Annotated in this window: 20 protein-coding genes and 1 pseudogene; 17 read left to right on the top strand and 4 right to left on the bottom strand. The window is 57.2% G+C overall.

Features of this window, described 5'->3' with window-relative positions; all coding sequences use genetic code 11:
* The 11 genes from HNQ83_RS29035 to fabF all read left to right on the top strand — a co-directional run.
* The coding region (locus HNQ83_RS29035) for a hypothetical protein (RefSeq protein ID WP_175392278.1) at positions 1 to 645 on the top strand (645 nt) is incomplete at its 5' end.
* A gap of 472 nt (positions 646 to 1117) precedes the next feature.
* Positions 1118 to 2149, top strand: a complete 1032-nt coding sequence (gmd, locus tag HNQ83_RS29030; protein WP_095056693.1) for a GDP-mannose 4,6-dehydratase — start codon at positions 1118 to 1120, stop codon at positions 2147 to 2149.
* Entirely contained in the window at positions 2149 to 3045 is an 897-nt protein-coding gene (locus HNQ83_RS29025) for a GDP-mannose 4,6-dehydratase (RefSeq protein WP_175392277.1), read from the top strand. Before gmd ends, HNQ83_RS29025 begins: the two co-directional genes overlap by 1 nt.
* Entirely contained in the window at positions 3046 to 4191 is a 1146-nt protein-coding gene (locus HNQ83_RS29020; protein ID WP_175392276.1) for a glycosyltransferase family 1 protein, read from the top strand.
* A complete protein-coding gene (locus HNQ83_RS29015; protein WP_175392275.1) occupies positions 4188 to 5297 on the top strand; it encodes a glycosyltransferase family 4 protein in 1110 nt (369 codons plus the stop codon). Before HNQ83_RS29020 ends, HNQ83_RS29015 begins: the two co-directional genes overlap by 4 nt.
* Before the next feature lie 56 nt (positions 5298 to 5353).
* Positions 5354 to 6325 (top strand): SDR family oxidoreductase, encoded by a 972-nt coding sequence (locus tag HNQ83_RS29010; RefSeq protein WP_175392274.1) that lies wholly within the window; start codon positions 5354 to 5356, stop codon positions 6323 to 6325.
* Entirely contained in the window at positions 6322 to 7353 is a 1032-nt protein-coding gene (locus tag HNQ83_RS29005; RefSeq protein WP_175392273.1) for a glycosyltransferase family 4 protein, read from the top strand. The genes HNQ83_RS29010 and HNQ83_RS29005 overlap by 4 nt, the downstream gene beginning before the upstream one ends.
* 92 nt (positions 7354 to 7445) lie before the next feature.
* Positions 7446 to 9440, top strand: a complete 1995-nt coding sequence (locus tag HNQ83_RS29000) for a nucleoside-diphosphate sugar epimerase/dehydratase (protein ID WP_175392279.1) — start codon at positions 7446 to 7448, stop codon at positions 9438 to 9440.
* Positions 9441 to 9552: 112 nt separating this feature from the next.
* On the top strand, positions 9553 to 9888 hold the full coding sequence (locus HNQ83_RS28995; protein WP_175392272.1) for a helix-hairpin-helix domain-containing protein: 336 nt from the start codon (positions 9553 to 9555) through the stop codon (positions 9886 to 9888).
* Between the two features lie 208 nt (positions 9889 to 10096).
* The gene (locus HNQ83_RS28990; protein WP_175392271.1) at positions 10097 to 10891 is read left to right on the top strand and encodes an SDR family oxidoreductase; all 795 of its coding nucleotides are present in this window, start codon (positions 10097 to 10099) and stop codon (positions 10889 to 10891) included.
* Positions 10892 to 10921: 30 nt separating this feature from the next.
* Positions 10922 to 12196: a beta-ketoacyl-ACP synthase II gene (gene fabF, locus HNQ83_RS28985; RefSeq protein WP_175392270.1), complete on the top strand. Its 1275-nt coding sequence runs from the start codon at positions 10922 to 10924 to the stop codon at positions 12194 to 12196.
* Here fabF and HNQ83_RS28980 read toward each other — a convergent pair.
* Positions 12193 to 12750, bottom strand: a complete 558-nt coding sequence (locus HNQ83_RS28980; protein WP_175392269.1) for a TetR/AcrR family transcriptional regulator — start codon at positions 12748 to 12750, stop codon at positions 12193 to 12195. The genes fabF and HNQ83_RS28980 overlap by 4 nt on opposite strands.
* Positions 12751 to 12925: 175 nt before the next feature.
* Between HNQ83_RS28980 and HNQ83_RS28975 the strand changes: the two genes are divergently transcribed.
* Positions 12926 to 13579, top strand: coding sequence for a GntR family transcriptional regulator (locus HNQ83_RS28975; RefSeq protein WP_175392268.1), 654 nt, complete (start codon positions 12926 to 12928; stop codon positions 13577 to 13579).
* 15 nt (positions 13580 to 13594) lie between these two features.
* Complete coding sequence (locus HNQ83_RS28970; protein ID WP_175392267.1) at positions 13595 to 14446, top strand: DUF1989 domain-containing protein; 852 nt, start codon at positions 13595 to 13597, stop codon at positions 14444 to 14446.
* Positions 14447 to 14576: 130 nt separating this feature from the next.
* On the opposite strand, the gene HNQ83_RS28965 is transcribed toward HNQ83_RS28970, so the two are convergent.
* From HNQ83_RS28965 to rfbC, 3 genes and pseudogenes are all read right to left on the bottom strand, one after another.
* Positions 14577 to 14744: a DUF2897 family protein gene (locus tag HNQ83_RS28965; RefSeq protein ID WP_096512793.1), complete on the bottom strand. Its 168-nt coding sequence runs from the start codon at positions 14742 to 14744 to the stop codon at positions 14577 to 14579.
* A 125-nt stretch (positions 14745 to 14869) separates the two neighbouring features.
* Positions 14870 to 16233, bottom strand: a pseudogene (gene eat, locus HNQ83_RS28960) (ethanolamine permease).
* A gap of 295 nt (positions 16234 to 16528) precedes the next feature.
* Positions 16529 to 17074 carry a dTDP-4-dehydrorhamnose 3,5-epimerase gene (gene rfbC, locus HNQ83_RS28955; protein WP_175392266.1) on the bottom strand — a complete coding sequence of 182 codons (546 nt, stop codon included), beginning with the start codon at positions 17072 to 17074 and terminating at the stop codon, positions 16529 to 16531.
* Positions 17075 to 17358: 284 nt separating this feature from the next.
* Between rfbC and kdpF the strand changes: the two genes are divergently transcribed.
* The 4 genes from kdpF (at position 17359) to kdpC (ending at position 21913) form a co-directional block, all read left to right on the top strand.
* Positions 17359 to 17448: a K(+)-transporting ATPase subunit F gene (gene kdpF, locus HNQ83_RS28950; protein ID WP_175392265.1), complete on the top strand. Its 90-nt coding sequence runs from the start codon at positions 17359 to 17361 to the stop codon at positions 17446 to 17448.
* A gap of 8 nt (positions 17449 to 17456) precedes the next feature.
* Entirely contained in the window at positions 17457 to 19151 is a 1695-nt protein-coding gene (kdpA, locus tag HNQ83_RS28945; RefSeq protein WP_175392264.1) for a potassium-transporting ATPase subunit KdpA, read from the top strand.
* Positions 19152 to 19161: 10 nt separating this feature from the next.
* Positions 19162 to 21219 (top strand): potassium-transporting ATPase subunit KdpB, encoded by a 2058-nt coding sequence (gene kdpB / locus HNQ83_RS28940; RefSeq protein WP_175392263.1) that lies wholly within the window; start codon positions 19162 to 19164, stop codon positions 21217 to 21219.
* Positions 21220 to 21367: 148 nt separating this feature from the next.
* On the top strand, positions 21368 to 21913 hold the full coding sequence (gene kdpC, locus HNQ83_RS28935; protein WP_175392262.1) for a potassium-transporting ATPase subunit KdpC: 546 nt from the start codon (positions 21368 to 21370) through the stop codon (positions 21911 to 21913).
* Positions 21914 to 21988: the final 75 nt, after the last annotated feature.

The raw sequence follows: 21988 nt of genomic DNA, 5'->3' as shown, positions 1-21988 counted from the left end.
AGTGGCAGCACCGTACCGGAAAGGTCAGGTGTTGCACTCAGTTTTTGCGGCCGCCGTGTTTCTTTTGATGCAATTGCAAGCACGGCATCGCTTTTGGATGCCGCTCAAGAAAAAAACCTGATTTTAAAAAGTCACGACCTCGATGAGATGGGTATAACACTTCTGAAAATTGGTGCGATGAAGGGTGTTTGTACTATTCGAGATCCGTTCGAGGCCATCGAGTCGTGGATGGAGGTATTTGGCTTTAGTCTTGAGCAGTCGATGATTGATTTTGGGAAGTGGCTAAAAACTTTTCAGTCTATTCAGCAAGATGTTTTAGTGTTGCGATTTGATCTGATTCAGGATCGACCCATTATTGCAATTTGGAAAATAGCGCGCTATCTAGGTTTTACTCTGTCGCCGATGGAGTTTTTTAGGTTGTGGAAAAGCTATCAAAAAAAATCTATTAGCAAGTTTTCTAATTCGCTTTCTGCTAATAGTGATGAAACCGTTGATATTGGTTTTTCATATTATGACAAGGAAAACTTTTTTCATCGACGCCATGTTCGTCTTAATAAAACCATTAAGTTGTCGTCGTCGGAAAGAGAGCAAGTGCTTCGCCAGGTTCCAGGTTTTAGTGAGTTTTATAATACCTTTTTTAGCTAATTGTCTGGGCGGCTATTCATTTTCATCACGGCCAGATTTGCCTTGTGCAGCGGGCGGATGTTTGCCTCGGGTTTAATTGTTTCACTTGAGCGGCTTGATTGAATGCTCAGTCAGCTGAAGGCGCCATAAGACTCAAAAGACATAAGGTGGCCTGTGTTTTTGGTCGCGGTCAGGGTGAAATGGCCAAATGAGGGGTATCTGTCTGAATGATGTTCGTTTTTTGGGCGATTTGAGCACCAATGCGCTAATTTTAGCTTGATGCGGGCTCTACGCGGCAAAAAAGGGTGTATTGCTTGGGGTAGTTGGGTTGCACCGGCTTCATTGAAATTAGCGCAATCAGTCGTCTGAAATCTCCGCATTCTGTATGATCCACCTCAAGCAGTGCTTCGTGACGGATACGCAAAAGGCGCAGTCGCGAGCTGATCTAAAAATGTCTGCCTATCAGCATACGAATGGAGTTTAGAGGATTCGCATGAAAGCAATCGTTACAGGCATCACTGGACAAGACGGCGCCTACCTGGCGGAACTGTTGCTGGAGAAGGGGTACACCGTATACGGTACCTACCGTCGTACCAGCTCTGTCAATTTCTGGCGTATCGAAGAGTTGGGCATTCAGTCCAACCCTAATCTGCATTTGGTTGAATATGATCTGACCGACCTGTCGGCCAGCATTCGCCTGCTGCAAACCACTGAAGCCACCGAGGTCTATAACCTCGCTGCGCAGAGCTTCGTAGGGGTGTCGTTTGAGCAGCCGCTCACTACCGCAGAAATCACTGGTCTTGGCGCGGTAAATCTGCTTGAAGCCATCCGTATCGTGAATCCGAAGGTTCGCTTCTACCAGGCATCCACCTCCGAGATGTTCGGCAAGGTCCAGGCTATCCCGCAGATTGAAAGCACGCCTTTCTACCCGCGAAGCCCCTATGGTGTGGCCAAGCTTTACGCTCACTGGATGACCATCAACTATCGTGAGTCGTATGGCATTTTCGCGACCAGCGGTATTCTGTTCAACCACGAGTCTCCGCTGCGTGGTCGTGAGTTTGTGACCCGCAAGATCACCGACTCCGTTGCCAAGATCAAACTGGGTCTGCTGGACAAGATGGAATTGGGCAATCTCGACGCCAAGCGCGACTGGGGTTTCGCCAAGGAGTATGTAGAAGGCATGTGGCGCATGCTGCAAGCCGATGAGCCGGATACTTTCGTGTTGGCGACTAACCGCACCGAAACTGTTCGCGATTTCGTCTCCATGGCGTTCAAGGCTGTTGGAATTACTATTTCCTGGGCTGGGACCGCGGAAGACGAGCAGGGCACTGATGCTGCAACCGGTAAGGTGCTGGTCACGATCAACCCGAAATTCTACCGCCCGACTGAAGTGGAGTTGCTGATCGGTAACCCTGCCAAAGCCAAGGAAGTCCTCGGTTGGGAGCCAAAAACTTCGCTGGAAGAGCTGTGCCGCATGATGGTTGAAGCTGACCTGCGTCGAAATGAACAAGGATTCTCGTTCTGATGACCATTGCCGGCAAGCGTGCGCTGATTACGGGGATTCAGGGTTTCACCGGTCGTTACATGGCTGATGAGCTTCGAACTCATGGCTATGAGGTTATCGGGTTGGGTAGTCAACCTTCCGATGAGCCCAACTACCATCAGGTGGACCTGGCTGATGGTCCGGGTTTGCGTACGCTGCTGGCAAAGATTCAGCCGGATGTTGTGGTTCATCTCGCAGCATTGGCGTTTGTCGGTCATGGTGCAGCGAATGCGTTCTATCAGGTCAATCTGATTGGGACGCGTAATCTGCTCGAGGCCGTCGAAGCCAGCGGAAAATCGCTGGATTGCGTGTTGATCGCCAGTAGTGCGAATGTCTATGGCAATGCTTCCGGTGGGCTACTTTCAGAGTCCACAGCTCCTGCACCCGCGAACGATTATGCCGTCAGCAAGCTGGCCATGGAGTACATGGCCAACCTTTGGCAAGATCGGCTGCCGATCGTCATAGCTCGCCCTTTCAACTACACGGGTGTTGGACAAGCGGAAAACTTCCTGTTGCCCAAAATCGTTTCTCATTTTCGTCGCAAGGCGCAAAAAATCGAATTGGGTAACCTCGACGTTTGGCGTGATTTCAGCGATGTTCGTGCCTTGGTGTCCGCTTATCGAGGGTTGATCGAGGCGAAACCACTAGGGCAGACGATTAATGTCAGTTCTGGCCAAACCCATTCACTTCGTGAAGTGATTGAAATGTGCGAAGGGTTTACCGGGCACGAAATTGAAGTTCAAGTGAATCCAGCTTTTGTACGGGCCAATGAAGTGAAAACCTTGTGCGGGGACAACGCCAGGTTGAAAGCGTTGGTACCCGGCTGGACCACACCTCCTCTGAGTGAAACCCTGAGCTGGATGTTGACGGCTGAATAAATGAAGTTAATTCTTTCTGTTGAACCGGTTCGCTTCCCGCTGACCGGCATCGGTCGCTACACCTACGAATTGGCGCTGCGACTGCAGCAGAATCCGGAAATCACCGACCTGCAGTTTTTTGCTGGTCGGCGGTTCTTGCCATCGTTACCTACGGCTGCCGATGCCTCGGGTAACGGTTACGGCCTGAAACGGGCCGTGCAAAAAAACTTCCTGGCGGTTGAAGCCTATCGGCTGCTTATGCCGTTGCTCAGGAAGCGTGCGTTAAAGGACCATGGTGACTTTCTGTATCACAGTCCTAATTATTATCTGCCGCCATTCGCCGGCCGCAGTGTTGCAACTTTTCACGATCTGTCCCCCTTTACCTGGTCTCACTGCCATGCGCCGCAACTTGTGCGCTATTTGCAGAAGGAGCTTAAAACCACTTTAGTAAGGGCGGACGCACTGATCACGGACTCTGAGTACACCCGAAAAGAATTGGCCGATTACTTCTCCTGGCCGATTGATCGAATCCACACCGTACCGTTGGCCAGTTCCGCAGAGTTTCATCCTCGTAGCGCAAGCGAACTCAGAAGTACGCTCGCGCGTCATGGACTCGAAGCAGGCGGTTACAGTCTGTTTGTCGGGACAATTGAACCTCGGAAAAACATCGAGACCTTGCTGGATGCCTATTCCCGCCTGCCGATTGAAGTGCGCAAGCGCTGGCCATTGGTGCTGACTGGTTATCACGGGTGGCGAAACGAGAGCATTCATCAACGTCTCGATAATGCAAAACGCGAGGGCTGGGCTTACTACCTGGGGTTTGTACCCAGTGAAGATCTGCCTCTGTTATTTGCAGGCGCTCGTCTTTTTACCTTTCCGTCACTTTATGAAGGATTTGGCTTGCCGGTTCTTGAGGCAATGAGTTCAGGTGTCCCGGTGGTGTGTTCCAACAGCTCCTCGCTTCCGGAGGTCGCTGGTGAGGCGGCCCTGATGTGCGAAGCCCAGGACACTGAGACTTTGACTGAACTTATCCAGCGAGGGCTGGAGGATGAGGCTTGGCGATTCAGTGCTGTCGAACAAGGGTTACTGCATGCCGCCAGGTTTTCATGGGAGCGCTGTGCCAGGGAAACGCTTCAGGTTTATCAGACGGTAGTCAAAGGACAATGATCAAGGTTCTGCACTTCTTCAAGACGTACTACCCGGATACCATGGGCGGTATTGAACAAGTCATTTTTCAGATTGCAGAGGGCGGGCTCTCACACGGATATGAGTCTGAAGTGCTATATCTCAGTGAGCGAGGTGCAGCGCGTAACGAAAAGATGGGGCACCATCTGACTCATCGATCCAAACTCGATCTACATGTCGCGTCTACAGGGTTCTCGCTTTCGGCGATCAAGGACTTTGTCGAATTGGCGAAGAAGGCGGACATTGTTCACTACCACTTTCCATGGCCCTACATGGATTTGGTACATTTCTTAAGCCGAATCAAGAAGCCGGCTGTCGTCAGTTATCACTCGGATATCGTCAAGCAAAAGACACTCCTCAAGCTTTATCAGCCATTGATGAATCGCTTCTTGTCCAATGTTGACTGTATTGTCGCCTCATCACCCAACTACGCAGAAAGCAGTCCGGTATTGACGCGATTCAAGGACAAGGTCCGTATTGTGCCTTATGGGTTGGATCGCGAAACGTACCCGACGCCTTCGGCCGAGAAGCTCGAGTTTTGGCGGTCGCGACTAGGCGAACGGTTTTTCCTTTTTGTTGGGGCGCTGCGTTATTACAAGGGACTGGACTATCTGCTTGAGGCTGCCAAGTCGACTCAGCTCCCCGTTGTCATTCTGGGTGGTGGACACCTTGAGGCCGAGCTAAAGGCCCAGGCCAATCAATTGGGCCTCTCTAATGTGCATTTCTTGGGGGGGTTACCCGACGATGACAAGGCCGCTCTACTGGCACTGTGCTATGCGTTCGTTTTTCCTTCGCACCTGAGATCAGAATCGTTCGGTATTTCTTTGCTTGAGGGGGCAATGTACGGCAAGCCGATGATTTCCTGCGAGATAGGCTCTGGCACCACTTACATCAACATCGCAGGGGAAACTGGTTTGGTTGTTCCGCCCCGTGATTCTGTCGCGCTGGCTGCGGCAATGACCTGGCTCTGGAATCAACAGGAAGTGGCTGCGTCGATGGGAGAGGCTGCGCAACGGCGTTTCGAGGCGGTGTTTTCTTCTGATTCGATGGCAAAATCCTATGCCGAGATTTATCGCTCTCTGCTTTGATAGATTGCGGAACAATGGCCGGGCATTGATGTTCTTTCCTATTCCAAGGGCCTTCCATGCGATCTAAAACATTTCTGGTTACCGGTGGAAGCGGATTTCTGGGGCGGGCGTTGATCCATCGATTGGTACAGCTGCCCGGCTGTTCTGTTGTTGCGCCGCTGCGAGCCCAGTCCATCACCCTGGCTGCAGGTGTGCGCTCGCTTCCGTTGAGCGGCCTCAACGCCACCAACGATTGGAAGGCCGCCCTGACTGATGTCGATGTGGTTGTTCATGCCGCAGCTCGTGTTCATGTCATGAATGAGGAGGCCGTCGATCCGTTGGCAGCGTTTCGTGAAGTCAACGTCGAAGCTACGTTGAACCTCGCACGCCAGGCCGTAGCGTGCGGAGTGAAGCGTTTTATCTTCATCAGTTCCATCAAGGTGAATGGTGAAGGTACTCAGCCTGGCATCGCATACCGTGCCGATGACGAGCCCGCGCCGATTGACCCTTATGGCATTTCCAAGCTTGAGGCAGAGCGAGGATTGACGGCGCTCGCTGCAACCACGGGGATGGAGGTTGTCATCATCCGGCCAGTATTGGTCTATGGCCCGGGGGTCAAGGCCAATTTTTTGAGCATGATGCGCTGGCTGTATCGCGGTGTTCCATTGCCTTTTGGCGCTGTCCACAATCAACGTAGCCTCGTCGCCATAGACAATCTGGTGGACTTGATCGTGACCTGTTCCGACCATCCGGCTGCAGCCAATCAAGTATTCCTGGCCAGCGATGATGAAGATGTCTCAACCACGCAGCTATTACGCAAGCTAGCGGCAGCATTGGGCAAGCCTGCCAGGTTGTTGCCTGTCCCATCCTGGCTGATGACTTGCGGTGCAACGTTGCTTGGCCAGCGAGCACTGGCCGACCGTATTCTCGGATCCTTGCAGGTCGATATCAGCAAGAACCGACAACTATTGGGCTGGATACCTCCGGTCACTCTCGATCAAGCGTTGGCGCTGACGGCGCAACATTTTCTGGATTCCTGTAAATCATGAGTTATGGCTGGTTTATCCCTGTCATTGTCACCGTATCTTTCTCCCTCACTTGGGCTTTGCGTCGTTATGCCCTGTCGCAAAGCCTGATGGATATTCCCAATGCGCGCAGTTCTCACTCGGTGCCCACACCTCGAGGTGGAGGAGTGGCAATCGTTTTGGCATTTACCATGGCGCTGTTCATGCTCTTGTTTGCAGGGCTGATGACTTCCCAGGCGTTTCTGGCTATTGGCGGCGCCGGTGCCCTGATTGCCATTATCGGTTTCATGGATGACCACGGGCACATTGCCGCCCGTTGGCGCTTGCTGGGGCATTTCGCTGCTTCGATCTGGATGCTTTTCTGGTTGGGTGGCTTGCCTGTAATTGAGCTCTTTGGGGGCACCTTTGACCTCGGATGGTTGGGTCATGTGCTGGCAGCGTTTTATCTCGTATGGCTGCTCAACCTGTACAACTTCATGGACGGTATCGACGGTATAGCCAGTGTCGAGGCGATTTGCGCCTGCCTCGGGGCCTGTCTTTTGTATTGGGTCGGTGGTGCGATGGACTTGATCTGGGGTCCCTTGTTGCTGGCCCTTGCCGTTGCGGGTTTCCTTTTCTGGAATTTTCCGCCTGCCAGAATCTTCATGGGTGACGCTGGAAGCGGATTCCTGGGTATGGTCCTTGGAGGGCTTTCACTTCAAGCGGCCTGGGTATCCGCTGATTTGCTGTGGGGTTGGCTGATTTTGCTTGGCGTGTTCATAGTCGACGCGACGTTCACGTTGTTTCGCCGCTTACTCCGGGGTGACAAGGTCTATGAAGCGCACCGCAGCCATGCCTATCAGTTCGCCTCTCGTCGGTTTGGCAGCCATCTGGCGGTTACAGCGGTAGTCGGGGCGATCAATTTGCTTTGGTTGTTGCCTATCGCACTAGGCGTTAGTCAATTCGGTCTTAACTCTGGGGTTGGGTTGATTCTGGCCTATGCTCCATTAGTTGCGTTGGCCATCAAGTTTCATGCAGGTGAGCTTGAAGCACCACAGGAAAAAGCAGAGTAACAGTTCCGTCATTTTGGTTTCAAAGTGGAGGAGATGCGCTTATAAGGTTCCACTACGGCGTAAGGGAGAGAACTGAGGTGTTTGAAGAGTTAATGGACAAGGTCAGAGCGCGCCTTTTAGGGCTTCCCAGACGTCGCAAGCGACTGCTTCAGGTTGCCACAGACATTGTTCTGGTCTGGGGGGCTCTGTGGTTGGCATTCATCGTCCGGTTGGGTATCGATGATATGTACAACCCTTTCAGGGTCCATTTCTGGCTGTTTGTCAGCGCTCCTATCGTCGCCATACCTCTATTCATCAGGTTCGGCATGTATCGTGCCGTCATGCGCTATTTCGGCAACGACGCGCTCATCGCCATTATCAAAGCCGTTAGTCTTTCCTCGCTGGTCTTGGCGGTTGTGGTTTATTGGTACAGCAATCACGAAGCTGTCGTGCCACGCTCAATCGTCTTCAATTATTGGTGGCTCAGCCTGGTCATCATCGGCGGTCTGCGTCTTTGCATGCGCCAGTACTTCATGGGGGACTGGTTCTCGGGGGCTCATCATGTACCGTTTACCAACCGTGATGATGGTCTCACCAAGGTGGCGATTTACGGGGCGGGCGTGGCCGGTAATCAGTTGGTCGCCGCGCTTCGTATGGGGCGGGTCATGCGTCCCGTGGCATTCATTGATGATGATTCGAGCATCGCGGATCGGGCAATTGCCGGTCTGCAGGTCTATAAACCCAAGCACATTCAGCAGATGATCGATGAGACAGGGGCTCAGGAAATTCTTTTGGCTTTGCCGTCCTCTACCCGTTCACGTCGTAGGGAAATTCTCACGATGCTGGAACGTTTCCCATTGCACATCCGCAGCGTACCCAACGTTACCGATCTGGCAAGCGGGCGGGTAAAAGTCCAAGACATCCAGGAAGTAGACATCGCCGACTTGCTCGGACGTGATTCGGTACCGGCGCATCCGGATTTGCTTGAGCGTTGTATCAAAGGCAAGACAGTCCTGGTCACCGGGGCTGGTGGCTCGATCGGCGCGGAGCTTTGCCGGCAGATTTTTACATTGGGCCCGACCACGCTTTTGCTGTTTGACCACAGCGAATTCAACCTCTACAGCATTCTGACGGAATTGGAGCAGCGTGGCTGTCGCGAGTCGGTCCCGGTCCAGCTGTTGCCGATCCTCGGCTCCATTCGTCATCAGGACAAATTGCTGGATGTCATGAAGACCTGGGGCGTGGACACGGTCTATCACGCCGCAGCGTACAAGCATGTGCCGATGGTCGAGCACAACATCGCCGAGGGCGTGTTGAATAACGTCATTGGTACGCTCAACACCGCTCAGGCTGCATTGCAATCGGGTGTGTCCAACTTTGTGTTGGTGTCCACCGACAAGGCGGTTCGCCCTACGAATGTAATGGGCAGCACCAAGCGTCTGGCCGAGTTGACGCTGCAAGCCTTGAGCCGCGAGATCGCACCGGTTCTGTTCGGCGACAAGGCCAATGTGTCCCGGGTCAACAAGACCCGTTTCACCATGGTGCGTTTTGGCAATGTTCTGGGCTCCTCCGGCTCGGTGATTCCACTGTTCCACAGCCAGATAAAGGCGGGTGGACCGCTGACGGTGACTCACCCGAAAATCACTCGTTATTTCATGACCATTCCCGAGGCCGCGCAACTGGTGATCCAGGCCGGCTCCATGGGGCAGGGCGGTGATGTGTTCGTGCTTGATATGGGTGAGCCGGTGAAGATCGTCGAGCTGGCAGAGAAAATGATTCATCTGTCCGGTTTGAGCGTTCGTTCTGAGAAAAACCTGCAAGGCGATATCTCGATCGAATTCACCGGGCTGCGTCCTGGCGAGAAGCTTTACGAGGAGTTGCTGATTGGCGACAACGTATCCGCCACGCAGCATCCAATGATCATGAGCGCCAACGAAGATCATCTGCCGTGGGATGTGCTCAAGGGCCGATTGCGCGAGTTGTTGGTTGCCGTTGATGAGGACGATTACACGCGCGTCCGTCAGCTCTTGCGTGATACCGTCAGTGGCTACACCCCCGATGGCGATATCGTTGACTGGATCTATCAGCAGCGTCGCCTCGAGCCCTGATTGTTTCATATTCTGTAACGGACACATTTTTGACAGGCTCCAGACATCGCCTAAGTTTGGGAGGCAGCTTCGGAAAAGCTGCTTTCTCAATCGATGTCATGGAGCGTCAATTATGCGTATTGGCTTTTTCTACTCTCTGGTTTTTGCCCTGCTCACCAGTGTCTCGACGGCCGCTAATGCGGCGCCCGCAGTCAAGCCTGAGCCTGGCAATATGGCGGTGGTGCAGGAAGTGTCGCCAAAGGCACAAAGCGGCAAAATCGATCTCAACATGGCAGATGCGTCAACATTGCAGCGCGAGTTGTCCGGTATTGGCGAAGCCAAGGCCAATGCGATTGTTGCGTATCGTGAAACCAACGGGGCGTTCGCATCGGTGGATGAGTTGCTGGAAGTGAAGGGTATCGGCAAGGCGATTCTGGATCGTAATCGCGAGAAGCTGGAAGTGAACTAAGCTGATTATTCAACGCCAAGGGGCCGGTCATTGACCGGCCTTTTTGCTTTCCGGCGAACACCTTCAGGCACTGCCTTCTATCGGCACTATGAAAATTATGGCTATCATATGTAAATTAGATTATGCATATAATAAATGAGTATTCCGTCGAAGCGTCCTGACACCAGGGTGCTTTGCTTTCCCACAAGTATCCTCCAGGAGCACAGCCATGAATTCTCCCCAGTCCCAAGGTACGGCCCTCGTCACCGGTGCTTCTTCCGGCATCGGCGCGGTTTACGCGCAGCGTCTGGCGTCGCGTGGTTTTGATTTGCTGCTGGTGGCTCGTGATCAGCAGCGGCTCGACGAGGCGGCCGGTAAGTTACGCGCCGAGTATGGCGTTCAGGTTGAAGTGCTCAAGGCGGATCTGACGCAGAAGGACGACGTGCTCAAGCTTGAGCAGCGGCTGCGCAGTGATTCGAGTATCAGCCTGCTGTTGAACAACGCTGGTGTGGCGGCCGACGGTTTGCTGGCCAATGCCGATACGGATCAGCTGGAGAGAATGATTCAGTTGAACGTGACAGCGGTTACGCGCCTGGCATCGGCAGCGGCCGCCAGTTTTGCCAAGGCAGGTCGGGGCACGATCATCAACGTTGCGTCAGTGGTGGCGTTGTTTCCCGAGCGCTTCAATGCGACCTACAGCGCCAGCAAGGCTTATGTGTTGAGTCTGACCCAATCGTTGAACGCCGAGCTGGATGGCACCGGCGTCAAGGTCCAGGCGGTGTTGCCAGGGGTGACACGTACCGAAATATGGGAGCGTTCCGGTATCGATGCTTCGCAGATTCCAGCGGACATGGTCATGGAGGCGGGGGAGATGGTCGACGCGGCCCTTTCGGGCCTTGATCAGGGTGAGTTGATCACCATCCCGTCGCTGCCGGATGCGGCTGACTGGGATGCCTTCGTCGCGGCACGTCATGTGATGGCGCCGAACCTTTCCAAAAGCAAAGCTGCCGCGCGTTACAAATGAATCGCGCAAATCGGCAGGAGGTAGTGCGGTATGAGTGATCGTCGAGTGGTCGTAACCGGCATGGGACTGGTGTCTCCGCTGGGTAGCGGTGTTGAAGTTGTCTGGCAGCGTCTGTTGGCGGGTCGCTCCGGGTTACGCAACTTACCGGAAGAGGTCGTTGCAGATCTGCCGGCGAAGGTCGGCGGTGCGGTGCCGACCGTGTCTGATGATGCCGAGGCGGGTTTCGACCCGGACCTGGCAACACCGCCCAAAGAACAAAAGAAGATGGACCGTTTCATCCTGTTTGCCATGGAAGCGGCGCGTCAGGCTTTGGAGCAGGCCGGTTGGAAGGCGCAAACTGACGATACCCGGGAGCGCACGGCCACCATCATTGGTTCCGGGGTAGGTGGTTTCGGTGCGATTGCCGATGCAGTGCGTACCACGGACAGCCGTGGCCCTCGGCGTTTGTCGCCATTCACCATTCCGTCGTTTCTGGTCAACCTGGCGGCGGGGCATGTGTCGATTCAGCATGGTTTCAAAGGTCCGCTGGGTGCGCCGGTAACGGCTTGCGCGGCCGGGGTCCAGGCCATCGGCGACGCGGCCCGGCTGATTCGCTCGGGCGAGGCGGACATTGCGGTGTGCGGTGGTGCCGAGGCAGCGATAGACCGGGTCAGCCTCGCCGGATTTGCTGCAGCTCGCGCTCTGTCCAGTGGTTACAACGACACCCCCGAGCGTGCCTCACGTCCCTTCGACAGTGGCCGTGACGGCTTTGTCATGGGGGAGGGCGCTGGCCTGTTGGTGATCGAGTCCCTGGAGCATGCGTTGGCACGTGGCGCTAAACCGCTGGCAGAGCTGGTGGGTTACGGCACCAGTGCCGATGCCTATCACCTGACTGCCGGCCCTGAAGATGGCAGTGGAGCAAGGCGCGCGATGTCGCTGGCATTGGCTCAGGCAGGCGTTTCGCCGGAGCAGGTTCAGCATCTGAATGCCCACGCGACCTCGACACCGGTTGGCGATCTGGGCGAGTTGGCGGCGATCAAGGCGCTGTTTGGCGCGGATAACAAGATCGCGGTGACATCGACCAAATCCGCCACCGGGCATTTGCTTGGCGCGGCGGGTGGGCTTGAAGCGATCTTCACCCTGCTGGCGATCCGTGATCAGGTGGTTCCGGCGACGCTCAACTTCGATAGCCCGGACCCGGCTGCCGAAGGTGTGGACATCGTCCATGGCCAGGCCAGGCCGATGGTCATCGAATACGCGCTGTCCAATGGCTTCGGTTTTGGCGGCGTCAATGCCAGCGTGTTGTTCAAGCGCTGGAATGGCTAGGTCTGGGACTGGTTCAGGTGAGCCCGCGTGACGTCGAGAATCTGTCGGGCAAACTCGGGATTCTCGACGCTGCGCGAAAGCAGCAGCGCACCCACCAGCGTCGACATGATGACGATGCTTCGGTCCACAATGTTTTCGCCTTCAAGCGTGCCTTGTATCTGTTGAAGCCGGGCGTTTAATACCTCGTCGGAGGTCGGGCTCGGCTGCCCACGCATGCCGAGTTCCGATGACATGGTCAGCAGCGGACAACCTTCGTGGGGCGTAGTCTGGTGCCACTCCGATAGATAGGCATCGATGAACGCCTGCAGCGGGCGATCCTGAGCGAACAGCTCGGCGCAAATACCGGCGACCTGATCGCCAGCGGCCTGCAACGCCTTTTCTACCAATTCATCTTTGGACTTGAAGTGCGAATAAAAGCCACCGTGAGTCAAGCCCAGCGCTTTCATCAGGGGTTGCAGACCGGTCGCGCCGATTCCGTCACGGCGAAAACGTTCCGAAGCTTCCTTGATGATGCGTTGGTGGGTCTGGGCTTTATGGTCCTGCGAGTAACGCATCTGATATCTCCGCATCAATGCGCCATATTAACCAATGAAAATTGGATGGTGACTGTACTTCTACTTCTAAAAAGCATGCAGATGCGTCGAACTTGTTTAAAACCGACATAAATGCTGGCACGAATAGTGATTACTCACTCCCTGATGATTGTTGAACAATCCTGAGGCATTGAGTATGAGCAGCGGACTGTCACTGGCCGATCACATCACGTTGGAGTTGCGCGCCGACATCATTGGCGGTCGATTGATGCCCGGCATGGCGCTGGTGGAAAACGACCTGGTGTCGGCCTACAACGCTTCGCGCAACACCATTCGTGAAGCCTTGCATCGCCTTGGGCAGGAAGGCCTGACCCGTTATGTGCGCAACAAAGGCGTGATGGTGCGCCGCTTGTGTGTTGATGACGTGCGGGATCTGTTCAAGGTTCGCCGCACCCTGGAGCTGCAAGCCATCAGCACCAGTCGCCCGCTGCGCGACTATCAATCGGACCGGATGCTCGAAGCCCTCGAGGCCACCGAGCTGGCCCGGGAGCGCGAAGACTGGCGCGCCGTCGGTACCCACAGTCTGGCCTTTCATCAACACATCGTCGGGTTGCTGCGCAGCCCGTTGTTCGATGAGTTCTTCACCAATGTCGTCGCGCAATTGCGCCTGGTGTTCTGCACCGCGCCCGATGAATCAAGTTTTCAGGCACCGTGGCTGGTCCGCGATCGACAGATCCATGAGCTGCTGGTCGAGGGTGACAAACGTGCCGCCGAAGAGGCGATGAGCCTGTATCTCGACGATTCCGAACAGTTGCTGTTGCAAATGCTGGCCCCTTCTTCCCGTCACTGATCGAGGATTCGAACCATGTACAAAGACTATCCGGCCGCCTATCAAGTCAGCAAAGGCTCGGCCTTGCAGGTGGACAAAGCCTTTTACGAGCGGGTGCGCGACGCGAAGGACGGGCGCACGCTGATCGAATCGTTTGAAGTGCCGATTCGCACCGGCCGCGCCTGGCATGTCCCGGCCGGGCATGTGTTCAGAGTGACGACCCCGGTCGGTCCGCAAGTGGGCGACTTCAACGTGTGGAATGCCAATGATCCGCGCGAACGCCTGTGGGCCTCGCGGACTCGCCAACTGCAGGGCGCGCACGTCAGTACCCATGACCGGCTCTGGTCCAACCTGCCGTTTTTACGCCCACTGGTGACTATCACCGATGACAGCCTGGCGGGGTACGGCATCGATGAACATGGCGGTCGCCTGCACGACTTGCTCGGCACCCGTTGCGACCCCTATGTGAACAAAATGCTCACCGGCGAAGACTTCCATCATCACTGCCACTCCAATCTGACCCGCGCGGTACTGCCCCATGGCCTGACTGAATTCGATGTGCACGATGTGCTGAACATTTTCCAGTGCACGGGGTTGAACCATGACGACATGTATTTCATGAAAGCCTGTCCGGCGCAGAAGGGGGATTATCTGGAGTTCTTTGCCGAGATCGATCTGTTGTGCGCGCTGTCGACTTGCCCGGGCGGTGATCTGTCGCTGGCCATGTGGGGGCCGGACGCCCAGGATCCGCTGAGCGTGTGTCGCCCGCTGGGGGTGGAGATTTATCGGTTGGAAGAATCGTTGCTGGAAGGCTGGAGCCAGCCGGAACGTGCGGCGTACAAGGGGCTGCATGGCTTGCACATTGCCAAGGCGGATTGGGAAAAATAGTCTCAGGTTCTTGTAGGAGCGAGCTTGCTCGCGATGGTCGTAAACGATTACGCGTGTTTTCTGGTTTAGCGCGGCGCTCTTGAATTCATCGCGAGCAAGCTCGCTCCTACAATTTCCTTATCTGATCAGTTCAGCGGTCCTGCGCATCCTTGGCATCCGCTTCTGCATTGCGTTCAGCGACGCGTCGACGTTGTTCATCGGTCAACTCGACCTTGTTGGCGGTGTCACGCAACATCATCAAGCCGCCGACGATCGAGCCGATTGCAACGATCAGAATCAACCAGGCATACCAGGGCATAGGGCTCTCCTTAAGGGCAGGCCGATTGGCGGGTTTCGCCAACCGATCGTGCATACCACTTTTGAGCGAATGATTTTCGCAGTGGTTCAATTCTATGCCCGATATGCCAGCAGCACCGCGATTGTTTAAAGCCCGGTCAACATTGCATCCGCCGGCGCATCGGTACGCAGTTGCGCGGTGAGCACGAAGTAGACGAATCCCGCCGCCATGAAGCCGAGGAAGATCAGCCCGATCAGCGTGTTGAACCAGGCCATGGCCACCAGGCATACCACCGCCAGCAGCAGTGCAATGAACGGCACCAGGGGGTAGCAGGGCGCACGGAAGGTACGCTCCAGGTTAGGTTCGGTTTTGCGCAGTTTGAACAGACTGAGCATGCTCATGATGTACATCACGATGGCGCCGAACACGGCCATAGTGATCATCGCCGCGGTCAACGTCATGCCGCCGAGGTTGATCAGGCCATCGCTGTAGATCGCGGCGATGCCGATCACGCCGCCGGCGATGATCGCCCGATGCGGTGTCTGGAAGCGCGACAGTTTCGCCAGGGATGCCGGCAGGTAACCGGCGCGGGCAAGGGCGAAGAACTGCCGCGAGTAACCGAGGATGATCCCGTGGAAGCTCGCCACCAACCCGAATAGACCGATCCACACCAGCATGTGCAACCAGCCCGAGCTTTCGCCGACCACGGTTTTCATCGCCTGTGGCAGCGGGTCGTTGATGTTCGACAGGGTACGCCAGTCGCCGACGCCACCGGCGAAGAACATCACACCCATGGCCAGTAGCACGAGGGTCAGGATGCCGCTGATGTAGGCCTTGGGAATCGTGCGTTTCGGGTCCTTGGCTTCTTCGGCGGCCATGGCCGCGCCTTCGATGGCGAGGAAGAACCAGATTGCGAACGGAATCGCCGCGAACATCCCGGCAATGGCGGGTGCGCCGAACACCTCGGAGCCCGCCCAGCCATTGAGGGCAAAGTTGCTGAAGCTGAAGGCCGGGGCCACCACGCCCATGAATACCAGCAACTCAGCCACCGCCAGCACGCAGACCACCAACTCGAAGGTTGCCGCCAGCTTCACGCCGAGAATGTTCAGCCCCATGAACACGATGTAGGCACCCACCGCGGCATGTTTCGGGTCGAGGGCGGGGAATTGCACATTGAGGTATGCGCCGATTGCCAAGGCAATGGCCGGCGGCGCGAAGACAAATTCGATCAACGTTGCCAGCCCGGCGATCAATCCGCCTTTTTCGCCAAAGGCCGGCGGCTGTAGGCAAAAGGTCCACCGGCATGGGGAATGGCGGTGGTCAGTTCGGTGAAACTGAAGATGAAACAGGTGTACATGGTGGCGACCATGAACGAGGTCACCAGAAAGCCCAGCGTCCCGGCCACGCCCCAGCCATAACTCCAGCCGAAATACTCCCCGGAAATCACCAGCCCCACCGCAATGCCCCACAGGTGCAGCGTGCCTAAGGTGGGTTTGAGTTGTGTGTTCATGCGTTTGCTCCCTGAACGGTTTGGACTGCTCGGGGAGGGCGTGTGCAGTGGGCGTGCCAGCGTTGCGACAGTCGTCGTTATGGATGAAAAGCCGTCGCATTGGGGATGTTTGTTGCTGGATGTGTCCCCGTTGTGCGCCAGTTGGGGGCGTCAGTGCCTATTCTGCCGCCTTCGCGAGCAGGCTCGCTCCCACACTGGATTTGTGAACAATGAAAATTCCCTGTGGGAGCGAGCCTGCTCGCGAAGACGGCGGCACATTCAAGCTACCGTCACAGAATGGCGCGGATTCCCGGGCTCAGGAAAAAACCTCGGCATCCTTCAAGAACGCCGCTGCCTGATCCTTCGCCGACAGTTGCGGTTCGCCATCGAGTTGCCAGTCGATGGCCAGGTCCGGATCGTCCCAGCGAATGCTGCGCTCAGCCGACGGGGTGTAGTAGTCAGTGGTTTTGTAGAGGAACTCGGCGAAATCACTCAGGACCACGAAGCCGTGAGCGAAACCTTCAGGAACCCAAAGTTGGCGATGGTTCTCGGCGGACAGGCGCACGGCGACCCATTTGCCAAAGTGTGGTGAGCTGCGGCGAATATCCACCGCGACGTCCAGTACTTCACCGACCGTTACGCGAACCAATTTGCCCTGGGTGTTTTCCAGCTGGTAATGCAGACCGCGCAACACACCCTTTTGAGAGCGGGAATGATTGTCCTGGACGAATTGAGGGGTCAGCCCTGTCGCCTCCGCAAAAGCCTTCGCGTTGAAGCTCTCGTAAAAAAAGCCTCGCTCATCACCAAACACCTTCGGTTCGATGATCAGAACACCGTGCAGGTCGGTGGTGATTACTTTCATGTTGATTCTCCAGCAATAGGCACGGTGGCCGACATTCTTGCGCAAAGAACCGAGCGGCGCGAGGGGCAGGCGTGGAAAGTCGCAAGACCCTTTAAGCCTGTGTAGCCATGCAGAGGAGGCCTTGCCTGCGATGAGACCCGCCCGCACACCGCTGTAATCCCGGCGTAAACCCACTATTTACGCTTTCTTTATGCCCCGTCGCACCCCTCGATCTCGTTCCTTTACAGCCTTCCTTCCGACAATGAACCCACACGCGGCAATACGCCGTAACACGGAGAACTTCCATGAGCGTTCTGGACGGGGTGTCACTGCTGTTGGCAGTGGGGCTGTTCAATTATCTGTTGGTTGCGCTGTTGCGCGCGGACCGGAACTAGGAGCGGCTATGCACAGTTATGACTATTGGCTGATCCTCGCGTTTTTCGCGGTGGTATTGGTCCCGGCGCCGTTTCTCGGGCGCTTCTACTACAAGGTCATGGAAGGTCAGCGCACCTGGCTGACGCCGGTCCTCGGCCCGGTGGAGCGCGGCTGTTATCGACTCGCCGGCGTCGATCCACAGACTGAACAGAGCTGGCAGAAATACGCCCTGGCCTTGCTCGCTTTCAACCTCGCGGGTTTCCTGCTGCTGTTCGCGATCCTGTTGTTTCAGGACCATTTGCCGCTGAACCCGCAAAACCTGCCGGGCCAGGAGTGGACGCTGGCGTTCAACACCGCCATCAGTTTCATGACCAATACCAACTGGCAGGCCTATAGCGGCGAGGCGTCCCTGAGCTACTTGAGCCAGATGGTCGGCCTCACGGTGCAGAACTTTGTCAGCGCCGCGACCGGCCTCGCTGTTCTGGTTGCTTTGTGCCGTGGGATTGGCCGCAAATCCACTCAATCCCTGGGCAACTTCTGGGTCGACATGACCCGTGCGACCCTCTACGGCTTGCTTCCACTGTGCCTGCTGTTGGCGCTGTACCTGGTCTGGCAAGGCGTGCCGCAAACCTTCGCGCAGTACGTAAATGCCGTGACCGTGCAGGGCGTTGATCAAGTGATCCCGTTGGGCCCGGCGGCCAGTCAGATTGCGATCAAGCAGCTGGGCACCAATGGCGGTGGCTTCTTCGGCGTCAACTCGGCGCATCCGTTCGAGAACCCGACGGCCTGGTCCAACCTGTTCGAACTGGCGTCGATCATCCTGATTCCCGTCGCGCTGGTGTTCACCTTCGGCCACTACGTGAAAGACCTGCGCCAGAGTCGGGCGATCATCGCCTGCATGTTGGCCCTGTTCCTGATTGGCGGTGCGACCTCGCTGTGGGCCGAGTATCAGCCGAACCCGAGCCTGAACAACGTCGCCGTCGAGCAGACCGCGCCAATGGAAGGCAAGGAAGCCCGGTTCGGCACCACGGCCACCGTGCTGTGGTCGGTCACCACCACGGCGGCATCGAACGGTTCGGTCAACGGCATGCACGACAGCCTCAACCCCCTCAGCGGCATGGTGGCGCTGGTCAACATGATGGTCGGCGAAGTGATCTTCGGCGGCGTCGGCGCCGGGCTCTACGGGATGTTGCTCAACGTGTTGATCGCGGTGTTCCTCGCCGGCCTGATGATTGGCCGCACGCCGGAATACCTGGGTAAAAAGCTGCAGGCCAGGGAAGTGCAATTGCTGGTGGTGACGCTGATGGTCATGCCGATTGGCGTGCTGGTGCTTGGCGCGATTGCCGCGAGCCTGCCTGGCCCGGTGGCCTCGGTGAGCAACCCCGGCCCACATGGTTTCAGCCAGTTGCTTTACGCCTATACCTCGGCCAGTGCCAACAACGGTTCCGCGTTCGGTGGTTTCAGTGCCAATACGCCATTCCACAACCTGATGCTGGGCCTGGGCATGTTGATCGGACGCTTCGGCTACATCCTCCCGGTGCTGGCTCTGGCCGGCAGCCTGGCGATGAAGAAAACCGCGCCGATCGGGCAGAACAGCTTCCCGACCCACGGCCCGCTGTTTGTGACCTTGCTGACCGTGACCATTTTGCTGGTGGGTGGTTTGACCTTCTTGCCGACGCTGGCGTTGGGCCCGATTGCCGAACATTTGAGCATGGGCTTCTGAGGATCTGATAATGAATATGCCCGTAACCAAAACCGTCGCCGCCAAGGCGCCGGAACAACCGAAAACCGCCATCTCGGCCCTCTGGCGACCGGCGCTGCTGCAAGCCTTCGTCAAGCTCGACCCTCGGCAATTGCAGCGCGCGCCGGTGATGCTGGTGGTCGAACTGACGGCGATTTTGACCACCGTGCTGTGCTTCGTGCCGGACACGGCGGTACCGACCTTCGTCGCGGCGCAAATCGCGGTGTGGCTGTGGTTCACCGTGCTGTTCGCCAACTTCGCCGAGGCCTTGGCCGAAGGTCGCGGCAAGGCCCGAGCCGATAGCCTCAAGGCTGGCAGCGAAGGTTTGAGCGCCCGTCGCAAAACCGCCAACGGCAGCTTCCAGGTGGTCCCGGCCACCAGCCTGCGCAAGGGCGATGTGGTCCGCGTCGAAGCCGGGGAGATGATCCCCGGTGACGGCGAAGTGATCGAAGGCATTGCCGCGGTCAACGAAGCGGCGATCACCGGTGAGTCCGCGCCGGTAATCCGAGAGTCTGGCGGCGACCGTTCGGCCGTCACCGGTAATACCCGGTTGGTCTCTGACTGGCTGCTGGTGAAAATCACCGCCAACCCTGGTGAGTCGACACTCGACCGCATGATCGCCCTGGTCGAAGGCGCCAAGCGCCAGAAAACCCCGAACGAAGTGGCGCTCGACATCCTGCTGATCGGCCTGACCCTGATTTTCCTGTTGGTGGTAGTAACGCTGCAACCCTTTGCCCACTTCGCCAATGGCAGCCTGCCGCTGGTGTTCCTGGTGGCGTTATTGGTCACGCTGATCCCGACCACCATCGGTGGCCTGTTGTCCGCCATCGGTATCGCCGGTATGGATCGTCTGGTGCGCTTGAACGTGATCGCCAAATCCGGTCGCGCCGTGGAAGCGGCCGGGGACGTGCACGTCCTGTTGCTGGACAAGACCGGCACCATTACCTTCGGTAACCGTCGTTGCACCGCCGTGGTTCCGGCACCGGGTGTGTCTGCCCGGGAACTGGCCGAGGGTGCCTTGTTTGCTTCGCTGGCCGATGACACCGCGGAAGGCAAGTCGATTGTCGAATACCTGCGCGGTACTCAACCGCAACCTGAGCCGGCCAGCGAGTTACTGACGGCGGTGCCGTTCAGCGCCGAAACCCGGCTATCGGGCGTGGATTATCAAGGTCGCGTGTATCGCAAGGGCGCGGTGGATTCGCTGCTGGCGTTCGTCGGCCTCAAGCGCAGTGACCTGGCCGCGTCGCTGTCCCGGGAAATCGACAAGATTGCCCAGAGCGGTGGCACGCCGTTACTGGTCTGCGCCGACGGCAAACTGCTCGGCGTCATTCACCTCAAGGACGTGGTCAAGCCTGGCATCCGCGAACGTTTCGCCGAGCTGCGCAAACTGGGGATCCGCACGGTCATGGTGACCGGCGATAATCCGCTGACCGCTGCCGCCATCGCCGCCGAAGCGGGTGTGGATGACGTGCTGGCCGAAGCCACACCGGAGAAAAAACTGGCGCGCATTCGCCACGAGCAGAATGACGGTCGCCTGGTCGCCATGTGCGGTGACGGCGCCAACGACGCCCCGGCGCTGGCCCAGGCTGATGTCGGCATGGCGATGAACGACGGTACCCAGGCCGCGCGCGAGGCGGCCAACATGGTCGACCTCGACAGCGACCCGACCAAGCTGCTGGACGTGGTGCAGATCGGCAAGGAGTTGCTGGTGACTCGCGGCGCACTCACCACGTTTTCCATTGCCAACGACGTGGCCAAGTACTTCGCGATCCTGCCCGCACTGTTTGCCGCGATCTACCCGCAGCTCGGTGTGCTGAACATCATGCAATTGAGCAGCCCGCAGAGCGCGATTCTCTCGGCGATCGTGTTCAACGCCTTGATCATCGTGGTGCTGATTCCGTTGGCGCTGCGCGGTGTGCGGGTGCAGGCGGCGAGCGCGGCGGCATTGCTGCGACGCAACCTGCTGATCTATGGGCTGGGCGGGATTCTGGTGCCGTTCGTGGGCATCAAGGCCATCGACATGCTGTTGACGGCGTTGCATTTGGTTTAACCCTGTGTCGGAGGCACCGCCTTCGCGAGCAGGCTCGCTCCCACAAAGGCACCGCGTTCCCCTGTGGGAGCGAGCCTGCTCGCGAAGAACACGACACGGTGCAACTGACTCAACGCTGTATTTGTTTACCGAATTCGAGGATTTTGAAATGTCCACAATGATACGCCCGGCCCTGAGCCTGCTGGTCCTGATGACCCTGATCACCGGCGTCGCCTATCCCCTGGTGGTCACCGGCGTGGCCCAGGTGGCGTTTCCGGATCAGGCCAATGGCAGCCTGGTCCATGATGCCGACGGCAAGGTCCGTGGCTCTTCGCTGATCGCCCAGGATTTCGTCGGCGACGCCTGGTTCCATCCACGGCCATCGGCCGGTGCATTTGCCACCGTGTCGAGTGGCGCCAGCAACCTGTCGCCGAGCAACCCGGCACTGGCCACTCGCGTCATCGACGATGCCAACAAACTGCTGGTACCTGGTCAGGGGCCAGTGCCGCTGACCATGGTCACCACCTCCGGCAGCGGCCTCGACCCCCACTTGCCACCGGCCGCGATTGCCTATCAACTGTCGCGTGTCGCCGCTGCGCGCAACCTGCCGGTGTCGACGCTCCAGACCCTGTTGGATGCGCACATCGAACAACCGTTGATAGGGCCGCCGGTGGTGAATGTGTTGGCGCTGAACATGGCGCTGGAAAAACTGTAAATCGGTAGCGCGGCGATTCGCGAGCAGGCTCGCTCCCACTGGAGAATGCATTCCAATGTGGGAGCGAGCCTGCGC

This window comes from Pseudomonas sp. C2B4 (genome assembly GCF_013359695.1).
Classification (GTDB): Bacteria; Pseudomonadota; Gammaproteobacteria; order Pseudomonadales; family Pseudomonadaceae; genus Aquipseudomonas.
Note: the sequence above shows the minus strand (reverse complement) of the source record. Positions and strands in the feature narration are given on the sequence as shown.